This window comes from Stenotrophomonas sp. STEN023, from assembly GCF_056760135.1.
Map to the genome: position 1 here is coordinate 68,176 of NZ_JBRREF010000014.1, position 11,340 is coordinate 79,515.

The 11,340-nt window shown below is 64.4% G+C and carries 13 protein-coding genes; 9 read left to right on the forward strand and 4 right to left on the reverse strand.

All coding sequences use genetic code 11. The features are described 5' to 3' along the window. Positions 1–22 precede the first annotated feature (22 nt). The 5 genes from ACVOLV_RS06250 to ACVOLV_RS06270 are packed head-to-tail and all read left to right on the forward strand — an operon-like array spanning position 23 to position 4,661. Entirely contained in the window at positions 23–1,132 is a 1,110-nt protein-coding gene (locus ACVOLV_RS06250; RefSeq protein WP_481553650.1) for an STM4014 family protein, read from the forward strand. Continuing rightward, positions 1,125–1,940 carry an STM4013/SEN3800 family hydrolase gene (locus tag ACVOLV_RS06255; protein ID WP_481553641.1) on the forward strand — a complete coding sequence of 272 codons (816 nt, stop codon included), beginning with the start codon at positions 1,125–1,127 and terminating at the stop codon, positions 1,938–1,940. Before ACVOLV_RS06250 ends, ACVOLV_RS06255 begins: the two co-directional genes overlap by 8 nt. Continuing rightward, positions 1,937–3,298, forward strand: a complete 1,362-nt coding sequence (locus tag ACVOLV_RS06260; RefSeq protein WP_481553642.1) for an STM4012 family radical SAM protein — start codon at positions 1,937–1,939, stop codon at positions 3,296–3,298. The genes ACVOLV_RS06255 and ACVOLV_RS06260 overlap by 4 nt, the downstream gene beginning before the upstream one ends. Before the next feature lie 7 nt (positions 3,299–3,305). After that, positions 3,306–4,169 (forward strand): STM4011 family radical SAM protein, encoded by an 864-nt coding sequence (locus tag ACVOLV_RS06265; protein WP_481553643.1) that lies wholly within the window; start codon positions 3,306–3,308, stop codon positions 4,167–4,169. A 27-nt stretch (positions 4,170–4,196) separates the two neighbouring features. Further along, positions 4,197–4,661: a hypothetical protein gene (locus ACVOLV_RS06270; protein WP_481553644.1), complete on the forward strand. Its 465-nt coding sequence runs from the start codon at positions 4,197–4,199 to the stop codon at positions 4,659–4,661. A gap of 79 nt (positions 4,662–4,740) precedes the next feature. Here the strand turns inward: ACVOLV_RS06270 and ACVOLV_RS06275 are convergent, their stop codons facing one another. The 4 genes from ACVOLV_RS06275 to ACVOLV_RS06290 all read right to left on the reverse strand — a co-directional run bounded on the left by ACVOLV_RS06275 (position 4,741) and on the right by ACVOLV_RS06290 (position 7,758). Further along, a complete protein-coding gene (locus tag ACVOLV_RS06275) occupies positions 4,741–5,718 on the reverse strand; it encodes a zinc-binding dehydrogenase (RefSeq protein ID WP_481553645.1) in 978 nt (325 codons plus the stop codon). A 202-nt stretch (positions 5,719–5,920) separates the two neighbouring features. Beyond that, positions 5,921–6,331: an organic hydroperoxide resistance protein gene (locus ACVOLV_RS06280; protein WP_481553646.1), complete on the reverse strand. Its 411-nt coding sequence runs from the start codon at positions 6,329–6,331 to the stop codon at positions 5,921–5,923. A 109-nt stretch (positions 6,332–6,440) separates the two neighbouring features. After that, on the reverse strand, positions 6,441–7,118 hold the full coding sequence (locus ACVOLV_RS06285; protein ID WP_481539932.1) for a type 1 glutamine amidotransferase domain-containing protein: 678 nt from the start codon (positions 7,116–7,118) through the stop codon (positions 6,441–6,443). Between the two features lie 10 nt (positions 7,119–7,128). After that, complete coding sequence (locus tag ACVOLV_RS06290; RefSeq protein ID WP_481553647.1) at positions 7,129–7,758, reverse strand: TetR/AcrR family transcriptional regulator; 630 nt, start codon at positions 7,756–7,758, stop codon at positions 7,129–7,131. 611 nt (positions 7,759–8,369) lie between these two features. On the opposite strand from ACVOLV_RS06290, the gene aroQ reads away from it, so the two are divergent. The 4 genes from aroQ to accC are packed head-to-tail and all read left to right on the forward strand — an operon-like array spanning position 8,370 to position 11,150. Then, positions 8,370–8,816 (forward strand): type II 3-dehydroquinate dehydratase, encoded by a 447-nt coding sequence (aroQ, locus tag ACVOLV_RS06295; protein WP_481510612.1) that lies wholly within the window; start codon positions 8,370–8,372, stop codon positions 8,814–8,816. Further along, complete coding sequence (locus ACVOLV_RS06300) at positions 8,813–9,241, forward strand: lysozyme inhibitor LprI family protein (RefSeq protein WP_481553648.1); 429 nt, start codon at positions 8,813–8,815, stop codon at positions 9,239–9,241. The genes aroQ and ACVOLV_RS06300 overlap by 4 nt, the downstream gene beginning before the upstream one ends. A gap of 54 nt (positions 9,242–9,295) precedes the next feature. Further along, positions 9,296–9,772 carry an acetyl-CoA carboxylase biotin carboxyl carrier protein gene (gene accB, locus ACVOLV_RS06305; RefSeq protein ID WP_296252015.1) on the forward strand — a complete coding sequence of 159 codons (477 nt, stop codon included), beginning with the start codon at positions 9,296–9,298 and terminating at the stop codon, positions 9,770–9,772. Positions 9,773–9,782: 10 nt separating this feature from the next. Beyond that, positions 9,783–11,150 carry an acetyl-CoA carboxylase biotin carboxylase subunit gene (accC, locus tag ACVOLV_RS06310; protein WP_481545610.1) on the forward strand — a complete coding sequence of 456 codons (1,368 nt, stop codon included), beginning with the start codon at positions 9,783–9,785 and terminating at the stop codon, positions 11,148–11,150. The last annotated feature ends 190 nt before the right edge of the window (positions 11,151–11,340 follow it).

Below are 11,340 nucleotides of genomic sequence, written 5' to 3' on the forward strand. Positions count from 1 at the left end.
GGCGAAGATGGCCAATTGGCTGTTGATCGGCCCGCGCGGCAGCCGCCGTATCGGGTGGCTGCAACGTGCCCTGCACGATCAGGGCGCGCCTGCCGCGCATGTGTTCGATTACGAAACCCTGCTCGCCGAGCCTGCGCGCCTGCTTGAGGCACTCGCGCAGGCGCCCGGCGCCATCGTCAAACTGGAGTCACCCGGCGAAGCGCCTGCGCTGCATCAGGCCTTGGTGCTGCGCGGCTGGGAGTTGTCTGGCGCTAGCGGCGATGCGCCCTTGCCCGCCGCACATGGTGAGCTGGTACATCAACAGTTCTGGTATTCCGGCTTTGCCGATGTGCTGGCGTCGCTTCCAGCGGGGCCGCGTTACCTCAATGCACCGGCCGATCTGGCCTGCATGTCGGACAAGCTCCGCTGCCAACACCTGCTAGCCGATGCAGGCGTGGCGGTGCCGCCCTTGTTCGGGGCGATCAGCGGCTACGAGGATCTATGCGCGCGGCTGCGCGATGCGGCCTGCGAGCGTGTCTTCATCAAGGCCCGCTACGGTTCGTCCGGCGCGGGCGTGCTGGCTTACGCGCGCAACCGCGATGGACGCGAGGTGGCCTATGGTTCTGCGGAACTGGTCGAACAGGACGGCCGCTGGCGGGTGTTCAATTCGCTGCGGCAGCGTCGGTACGACCGGCACCGCGATATCGCACGATTGGTCGACCTGCTGGCCGAGCAAGGCGCCTACATCGAACGCTGGATTCCCAAGCCCACCGTGCCGGGTAGTGATGCCCGCCGCTATGACGTGCGCGTGGTCGCACTCGATGGCCAGCCACGGCAGCGGGTGGCGCGGATGAGCGCGGGCGCGCTGACCAACCTGCACCTGGGCAATGCGCGCACGCAACTGGAAGCACTGCTGGATGCCGACGCCATCAGCCATCTGCAAGCCGCCACGGCAAACGCCGCGGCTGCATTCCCTGCCAGCCGCATGATCGGCTTCGACCTGATCGTGCGCGGCACGCGCAGCTGGGTGCTGGAAGCCAATGGCTTCGGCGACCTGCTGCTGGACCTGCGCCATGACGGGCGCACCACCTATGAAGACCAGGCGCTGTTGGTGCCTGCGCGTTCCGCCATCAACGAGTACGCCCATGCTTGAGACCCGCTTGCCCGACATGCACCGCATCGTCGGCAGCCATGACGTGGTGATGATCACCCTGGACGCCCTGCGCTTCGATGCGGCCCAGCGCTGCTTCGAGCGCGGCGAGCTGCCGGTGCTTGCGCCGCACCTGCCGGCCGATGGCTGGGAGCTGCGGCATACGCCGGGTAGCTTCACCTATGCGGCGCACTCGGCGTTCTTTGCCGGATTCCTGCCGACGCCTGCGCGACCGGGCCCGCATCCGCGCCTGTTCGCGCTGGAGTTTGAAGGCAGCGAGACCATCGTGCCGGAGACCTTCGTGTTCTCCGGCCGTGCCGATATCGTCGGCGGCTTCCGTGACCAGGGCTACCGTACCGTCTGCATTGGCGGCGTCGGCTTCTTCAACCGCCGCAATGCGCTGGGCTCGCAACTGCCCGGCCTGTTCGAGGAAAGCCACTGGCAGCCCGAGCTCGGCGTGACCGCGGTCGACTCCACCGCGCGCCAGGTAGCACTGGCCTGCGAGCGCCTGCAGACAGCGGGCGACCAGCGCTGCTTCCTCTTCATCAATGTCTCGGCCATCCATCAGCCGAACCGGCATTACCTGCCCGGCTGCGACGCGGATGGACTGGACAGCAACTGCGCCGCACTGCGCTACGTTGATGGCGAATTGGCGGCGTTGTTCGCTGCCTTGCGTGCGCGTGGGCCGGCCTTCGTGATCATCTGTTCCGACCATGGCACCGCTTACGGCGAGGATGGCTTCCACGGCCACCGCCTCGCCCACGAGACGGTGATGAACGTCCCCTATGCGCATTTTGTGTTGAGCCCATGACCGCCCATCGTTTGTCAGAGCTGCTGCGGCTCGAACCCTACCAGGCCTATTCGTACTCCTATCCGCACAAGTCCGCGTACCGGCCGATCACCCAACCGCCGCTGCTTGCCGATGCCTGGGCGAGCGAGCCGCGTGATGCATTGTTCCTGTACCTGCACGTGCCGTTCTGCAGCTACCGTTGCGGCTTCTGCAATCTGTTCGCAATGGCGCGGCCGGCGCCGGCGCAGGTGGAAGCCTATCTGGCGCAGATGGAGAAGCAGTTGCGGGTAACCGCCGACGCCTTGGGCGAGCACCGCTTCGTGCGCTTCGCGCTGGGCGGCGGCACGCCTACCTATCTGGATGCGCCGCAGCTGCAGCGGCTGTTTGATTTCGTGCAGCGCCACGCCAACATCGACCTGCATTCGATTCCTGCTGGCATCGAGGTGTCGCCGGAAACCGTGGACGCGGCGAAGATGAAAATCTGCCGCGACGCCGGCATCGACCGCGTCAGCATGGGCATCCAAAGCTTCAGTGATGCGGAAGTGCGCTCGCTGGTGCGTCCGCAGCAACGCGCGGTGGTCGAGGAAGCCATCGCACAGATGCGTGCGGCGGGCATTCCAACACTCAACCTGGACCTGATCTACGGCATCGCCGGGCAGACCGTGGCCAGCTTCCTCACTTCCATCGACAGCGCCCTCGCCTTCCAGCCGGAAGAGCTCTACCTCTACCCGCTGTACGTGCGCCCGCACACAGGGCTGGACCGCATCGGTGCGAAGGAAGGCAGCAAGCGCTCTTTCGTCATTCATCCAGAATCGGTGGACAACCGTCTGGCCCTGTATGAAGCCGGCCGCGAGCGTCTGCTTGCCGCGGGCTATGAGCAGGTATCGATGCGCATGTTCCGAGCGGCGAACGCACCGGATTCCGGCGGGCCGGCGTACTGCTGCCAGAGCGACGGCATGGTCGGCATCGGCTGTGGCGCCCGCTCGTATACCAGCGGCCTGCACTACTCCAGCGAGTACGGCGTCAGCCGACGCTCGGTGGCGGATATTCTTGCGCACTATCTGGAGCGCGATGAGGCCTCCTTCGCCCACATCGATTACGGCGTGCGGCTGGATGAGGACGAGCGCCGTCGTCGCTTCGTCATCCAGTCACTGCTGGCGCAGCCGGGGTTGGATCTTGCGCAATACCGCGAGCGCTTTGGCACGGAGTGCTTCGACGACCTGCCGCAGCTGGATGAGTTGTTCGAGCAAGGACTGGCCACGCGCGAGAATGCGCTGGTCGCGTTGAATGACACCGGGCTTGCCCGTGCCGACACCATCGGCCCGTGGCTGATCTCGACCGGCGTGGCCGAGCGCATGCGCGACTACCAATTGGATTGAGCCGCGCATGCATCTTTCCATCCTCTATCGCGGGCGGCTGAGCAGTTGCAACTACGACTGCCCGTACTGCCCCTTCGCCAAGACCTACGACACCCGCGCCGCCCTGCGCCGCGACGCCGAGGACCTTGCACGCTTCATCGACTGGGCGGAGCGGCAGACGATGGAGTTGTCGGTGCTGTTCACGCCGTGGGGCGAGGGATTGGTACGCCGTCACTACCGCGATGCGATGGTGCAGCTGAGTCACATGCCGCACGTCCGCCGCGTGGTGATACAGACCAACCTGTGCATCGGCACGCGCTGGCTGGACGAGGTCAAGCTCGACAGCTTCGCGCTATGGTGCACCTACCATCCCGGGCAGGTAACACGCGCCGCTTTCCTGGCCCGCTGCAATGAACTGGCCAGGCGCGGCGTGCGTTACACCGTTGGCATGGTGGCGATGCGTGAGCATCTGGAGGAGATCCAGCTGCTGCGTGAGGAGCTGCCAGACAACGTGCCGATGTGGATCAACGCCTACGACGAGCGCCCTGCCGGTTACTACAGCGATGCGGAGATCCAGCAGCTGCAACGCGTGGACCCGCATTTCCTGTTCAACCTCGAACCCTCGGCAAGCCTGGGCGCACCCTGCTTCACCGGCGAGAACGTGGTGTCGGTGGATGGCGACGGCAACGTCAAACGCTGTCACTTCGTCGCCGAGCCGTTGGGCAATCTATACGACGGCAGCTTTGCGGCCCAGCTTCGTCCGCGCAGCTGCCCGAACCAGCGTTGCGATTGCTATATCGGCTATGCGCACCGCAAGGACCTGCCGTTCCAGCGGGACTATCCGGCGGGGGTGCTGGAGCGATTCAGGCCCTCCCGAGCACTCAAGTTTTGACCTCAAACCTAGACTGAGAACGCATAAATGAAAAAACAGTTGATCGCACTCCGCGGCATTAGCAATTCTGGCAAAAGCACCACGTTGCAAATTTTGTATAAATTGCTTGCGGCTGACTCCAGCACAAAGCCAATGAGTTTTGAGATGCTCGGCTACCAGTTGGACTTCCGCGCGATCGTCGCCGTTGGTGGCCGCAAGGTTGGCATCGTAAATAGGGGAGATGTTCCAGGCCCGCTCAAAGAATTCATCGAGGAGCTAATTGCCCAGGGCTGCACGATCATCGTTTGTGCCGCTCGTACAAAGGGGGATGTCGAGGCAGTGCTGAACTCATTCAGTCCAAAATTCAAGTTGGTCGAAGTACCCAAGGACAAATCCATAGCTGACGGCGGGGATATCTTGATGCTTGCAAATCAAGGCGCTGCTCACGAACTTGCCGCAAAGGTCTATTCGGCTGTTGCCGAACAACGTACTGGCATGGCGCTCACTGAGTAACCGCTAGCTGTTGTTTCAAAAGAAAGCGACCGCGCACGTATGTTCGTGGTCGCTTTCTAAGTTTTGTGATGAACTTGATTTAAGGACGCAACAACACCTTGCCCTTGCGTCCGGGCAGCAGGCTCGCCGTCACCGCTTCTGCAACATCATTCAGCCCGTAGATCGCCTGCACCGGAAGTTCCAGTTCGCCACTCAGCACGCGCTGCAGCAGCTCGCCTACCAGTCGACGCTTGTTCTCAACCGACATCTGCTGGCTGACCTTGCTGCCCCAGAAGCCCTTCACCGTAGCCTGTTTGAAGATAAGGTCGCCGGAGGGAATCTGCATGGCTTCGCCGGCCATGGTGCCAAACGAAACCAACGTGCCGTTGTCTCCGAGCAGTGACACCAGATCTGCGCTGGCCTGGCCACCGATGGAATCGACTGCGGCGTGTGCCAGCGTGTCGCCAAGCAATGCCTGTGCGCGCGACTTCCAATCCGGCTGGGTGGTGGACAGCACGTTATCGATGCCCAGTGCCTTCAGTTCATCGACACCTGCATCACGACGCACGAGTCCGAGCACGTGCACACCGCGTGCGCCGGCAAGCATGGCCAGGGTCTTGCCGACGGCGCCGTTTGCGGTGTTCTGCACGATCCATTGGCCAGGTTCGGCCTGCAGGAATTCAAGCAGCATCAATGCGCTCAGCGGCATGGCGATCAGCTGTGCTGCGGCTTCATCGGCGATGCCGTCGGGCACCGGAAGGACCATGCGTGCGGGGGCGATGAAGTATTCGGCCCAGGTGCCGTGTACCGAAGCGGCCATTACGCGCTGGCCGATGGTGATGCCCTGCACACCTTCACCCAGTGCTTCAACGATGCCTACCGCTTCACTGCCACCGATGGCCGGCAGCGTGGGCTTGTAGCCGTACTTGCCGCGCACGGTCCACAGGTCATGGTTGTGGATGGGCGCGAGCAGGGTTTTTATCCGCACTTCGCCGGGGCCGGGCTGCGGGATGGGGCTGTCGCCCAAGGCCAGCACGTCGGCCGGTTCACCAAACGTGGTGTGGATGGCGCTGCGCATGTGTGTCTCCTGTTGCGAGGGGGGAGCCGTGGTCACAGCTCTGGCATCGGCTTTGTTTTTGTGGGAGCGGCATAAGCCGCGATGCGCGCGCGTCTTCAGATGACACGGATGCCGTTCGCCTAAACAGCGTCGACTTCGCGGCTCACGCCGCTCCCACAAGTACTTGTCAGCGCTATGCACTGACTTGGCGTTGATTCGTGAATCAGGCGACGGTTACGTGCAGCCGAACATCCACATTGCCGCGCGTGGCGTTGGAGTACGGACAGATCTTGTGCGCGGCTTCAACCAGACGCTGGGCATCGGCTTGTTCCAGGCCCTTCACTTCAACGTGCAGGTCGATGTCCAGTGCGTAGCCGCCTTCGGCGGTCTGGCCGATGCCTACTTCCACCGAGGTGGCGGTGCCAGCGGGCTGCAGCTGCAGCTGCTTTGCAGCTACCGGCAAGGCGTTGTCGAAGCAGGCGGCGTAGCCGAGGGCGAACAGCTGCTCGGGGTTTGCGCCTGCCTTGTTGGAACCCGGCAGGGCCAGATCGAGGGCGAGGCTGCCGTCGTCCAGTGCGGTGCGGCCGGCGCGGCCACCGGTGGCGGTGGCGCGGGTTTTGTAGAAGATCTTCATTGCCGATTCCTTGTAAGGGTGCGTTGGGTACGTCGGTTGAAAGCAGATGTGGAGCCGTTTGTTGACTGCGTGTTTCCCGGGTGCGCTTCGCTTACCCGGGCTACGCGGCTCAGGCCAGTTGTGCGAGCAATGCCTTGGCTACCGCTTCGGAGCTGGCCGGGTTCTGGCCGGTGACGAGGTGGCCGTCGCTCAGTACGTAGGGCGCCCAGTCCGGGCCCTTGCTGTAGTTGCCGCCCAAGCGGGTGAACTCGTCTTCGATCAGGAAGGGCACCACCGCGCTCAGGCCGACGGCGTCTTCTTCGCTATTGGAGAAACCGGTGACCTTGCGGCCAGCCACCAGCGGCTTGCCGTCGGCAGCGCGTGCGGCGATCAGCGCGCCGGGGGCATGGCAGACCAGACCCAGCGGCTTGTTGGCGCGGTCGAAGGTTTCGATCAGGGCAATCGAGTCGGCATCGCGGGCCAGGTCCCACAGCGGGCCGTGGCCACCGGGATAGAACACCGCGTCGAACGTGCTGGCATCGATCTGCTTCAGCGGCAGCGTGGTGGCCAGCTGCTGCTGGGCGTCACGGTCGCTGCGGAAGCGGTCGGTGGCGGGAGTCTGTGCATCGGGCTCATCGCTGCGCGGGTCCAGCGGCGGTTGCCCGCCGGCCGGCGATGCGAGGGTGATGGTGGCGCCGGCATCCTTGAATACGTAGTACGGGGCGGCGAATTCCTCCAGCCAGAAGCCGGTCTTGTGGCCGGTGTCGCCGAGCTGGTCGTGCGAGGTGAGTACGAACAGAACATTCATGGCAGTGCCTTCAATGGGTGGGGGTGGAAGGTGCGACGGCGTTGCCGCACAACAGCAGGTGTTCGGTGGCTTCGCGGGCCTGTAGCAGCGGCAGGCGGTCCTGGCTGAGCTTGGACAGCAGGGCCGCACCCAACCACATCTGGTACAGCACGCGGGCGACATCCAGTGCGGGCTTGCCGTTCGGCAGCGAGCCGTCAGCGCGGCCTTCTTCGACCAGCGCGGCGATGCGTTGCAACAGGCACTGCACGCCTTGGTCGAGCACGCGGCGCATGTCCTCGGAAAGGTCGGATACCTCGGCGGCCAGCTTCACCACCAGGCACTCCTCGGCCCAACCCTGCGCCGGATCGGCCGGGTCACGCGCCCAGGCGTCCCAGTAGCGCATCAGCCGCTCGCGACCATTGCCGGGTTCGGCCAGCAGTTGTTCGAGCTTGCAACCGTAGCCGTCTACGTACTGTTGCAGCAGCTCGCAGCCGAACACTTCCTTTGACGCGAAGTAGTGATAGAACGAGCCCTTGGGCACGGCGCAGGCCTTGAGGATTTCCTGCAGGCCGAGGGCGGCGAAGCCCTTCTGCAGGACCAGCCGATAACCGGTATCCAGGATGTGCTGGCGGGTGGCTTGGGCTTTTGGGGAGAGGTTCATGGGGATGGAGCTTACGCCGAATAGACCGGTCGTCTATTAACCAACGATTACTGGCAGACGGTGGACAGTCGCCGAGCACAGATCGGACACGGGGCCCTTGCCGCCCTTCTCCCGCTGGCGGGATTAAGAACAGGCGTTTACGGACCGTAGGCACGTGACTGTTCGTACGCCCCGCGTGCTACGCGGGGCCGGGGCGCGGAGCGAGGTGCCCCGGAGGGGCGGATGAGGGGAGCTTTGGATTTGGCTTCATCGCTTAAAGCCGGGCGCGGATGGTTTACCCGCAAATCAAAGATGACTACTTCGCTCTGCCCTCACCCCAACCCCTCTCCCGCGGGCGGGAGAGGGGCTCTTGTCGTCGCGGGTATTGGGGAAGGCCCAACTTCGCTCATTTCCTCGCAAGTGCCGCGCATCGCGCAGGTGCGGCACTCTTGGCCAGGCTGCTGCAACTGCCCACAAGGCTTACCAAGAGGGCGCTGAAGCACCACACCGCAGGCGGTCCCAGCAAAGCCCCAAATTTCAAACAAACGATTAAAACACAGCTAATTTCGCCGAACTGGACAGCATTCCCCGCTTCCCTCACACTGCCGCCCTTCCCCGCCGACCCTTGGCACATGGCAAAACTGCTGGTCCTTCACGGCCCCAACCTCAACCTGCTGGGCACCCGCGAGCCCGACGTCTATGGCCACACCACGCTGGCCCAGATCGACGCTGCGCTGGCTGCACAGGCACAGGCGCAGGGGCACCAGAGCGAACACCTGCAGTCCAACGCCGAGCATGTGCTGGTGGACCGGGTGCAGGCTGCGCGTGCCGATGGAACCGCTTTCATCCTGATCAACCCCGCCGCCTTCACCCATACCTCGGTGGCCCTGCGCGATGCGCTGGCCGCGGTGGCGATTCCGTTCATCGAGATCCACCTGTCCAACCCGCATGCGCGCGAGCCCTTCCGCCAGCACAGCTATCTGAGCGACAAGGCCGTGGGCGTGATCTGCGGCTTTGGCGCCGACAGCTACCGCTATGCGATGGACGCCGCCCTGGCGCGCGTGGGAGCGGCTGCGTGAACACGCTGCCGCGGTTGCTGACGGGTATGGCCGTGGTGTGCCTGCCGCTGGCGGCTGCGCATGCGCAGAACCTGGATCGCGCCGCCGAAGGCATCGACTGCGCAAATGTGACCAGCACGATGGAGAGCGACCTGTGCGCGTCCGATCGTGCCACCGACGCTGATACGGTCTTGAACACCACGTACAAGCTGGCCCGCCGCCAGCTGCAGCAGCAGGCCGCCGATGGCAGCTGCACGCATTGCGGCGCCGCCGAGCAGCAGTTGATCGAGGCACAGCGTGCCTGGATCCAGCTGCGTGACAAGGACTGCGACGCGGTCTACGCGTTCCACGCTGATGGCACCTCGCGCAATGGCGCGCAGATGCACTGTCTCACCACCCACGCGCAGGACCGTACCCGGCAGCTGCGCGATTTCTACGAACTTTGACCCGGGCGCACCGCGCCTACTCCTTACTGACTTACTGCAACCAAAGAGGCCCTCATGGATCTGCGCAAAATCAAGAAGCTCATCGACCTGCTGGAAGAGTCGAACCTGGCTGAAATCGAGATCAAGGAAGGCGAAGAGTCCGTACGCCTGTCGCGCAACCCGGTTGGCGGCTACGTCGCTGCGCCGGCACCGGTGTATGCCGCTGCCCCGGCTGCCGCCGCCCCGGCCATGCCGATGAGCGGCCCGACCGAAGCCTCCACCGGCGGCACCGCCAAGCCGGGCAACGCCCTGCCGGAAGGCCACGTGCAGCGCGCGCCGATGGTCGGCACCTTCTATTCCTCGTCCTCGCCGGACAAGCCTGCCTTCGTCAGCGTTGGCCAGACCGTCAAGGCCGGTGAAACCCTGGCCATCATCGAAGCGATGAAGATGTTCAACCCGATCGAGGCCGAAGTGTCCGGCACCGTGGTGGCCATCCTCGGCGAGAACGGCAGCCCGGTTGAATTCGACCAGCCGCTGTTCGTGATTGCCTGAGGCGCCGGCCATGCTGGATAAAGTCGTCATCGCCAACCGGGGTGAAATCGCGCTGCGCATCCTGCGCGCGTGCCACACCCTCGGCATCCGCACGGTCGCGGTGCACTCCACCGTTGACCGCAATCTCAAGCACGTGGCCATGGCCGACGAGTCGGTCTGTATTGGCCCGGCACCGTCGTCGGAAAGCTACCTCAACATCCCGGCGCTGATCGCCGCGGCCGAGGTCACCGACGCGCAGGCCATCCACCCGGGTTACGGCTTCCTGTCCGAGAACGCCGACTTCGCCGAGCGCGTTGAGCAGTCCGGTTTCATCTTCATCGGCCCGCGTGCGGAAACCATCCGCCTGATGGGCGACAAGGTGGAAGCCATCCGCGCGATGAAGGCCGCCGGCGTGCCGTGCGTGCCCGGCTCAGGCGGCCCACTGGGCGAAGACATCGTCGCCAACACCAAGATCGCCCGTGAGATCGGCTACCCGGTCATCATCAAGGCCTCCGGTGGCGGTGGCGGCCGCGGCATGCGCGTGGTGCATGCCGAAGGCGCGTTGAAGGCCTCCATCGAGACCACCAAGTCCGAAGCCAAGGCGGCGTTCGGCAATGGTGAGGTCTACATGGAGAAGTACCTGGAAAATCCGCGTCACGTGGAAATCCAGGTGCTGGCCGACGGCCAGGGCAACGCCATCCACCTGGGTGAGCGCGACTGCTCGATGCAGCGCCGCCACCAGAAGGTGGTGGAAGAGGCACCGGCACCGGGCATCACCTCCGAACTGCGCGAGCAGATCGGCAAGGTCTGCGTGGAAGCCTGCATCCGCATCGGTTACCGCGGCGCCGGCACCTTCGAGTTCCTGTTCGAAGACGGCAAGTTCTATTTCATCGAAATGAACACCCGCGTGCAGGTGGAGCATCCGGTGACCGAGATGGTGACCGGTATCGACCTGGTTGCCGAACAGCTGCGCATCGCCTCCGGCCAGAAGCTGACCATCAAGCAGAGCGACGTGGTGCTGCACGGCCACGCGATCGAATGCCGCATCAACGCCGAGGACGCGGAAACCTTCATTCCCAGCCCCGGCCTGATCACCGGCTTCTATCCGCCGGGTGGCCCGGGTGTGCGCGTTGATACGCACATCTACGCTGGCTACAAGGTGCCGCCGAACTACGACTCGATGATCGGCAAGCTGATCGTGCACGGCCCGGACCGCGAAACCGCCATTGCCCGCATGCGGGTGGCGCTGAGCGAGATGGTGGTGGACGGCATCAAGACCAACGTCGCGTTGCAGCAGCGCATCATGCGCGACCAGGGCTTCCAGGCCGGTGGACAGAACATCCACTACCTGGAAAAGCGTCTGGCCGAACGCAAGACCCGCTCGATCGCGTTGACCTGATCGGCGGCGGCACCGGTAGTGCCGAGCCATGCTCGGCAGAGGCTTTACCGGTAATGCCCCAGCCCTCACCCCACCCCCTCTCCCGTAAACGGGAGAGGGACTCGGCCGGGGGGGCGGGGGGGGGGGGGGGAGGGCAAAAACCCACCCACAAAAACGGGGCGCACCCCCCGAGGTTGTTGTGGGGGCACAC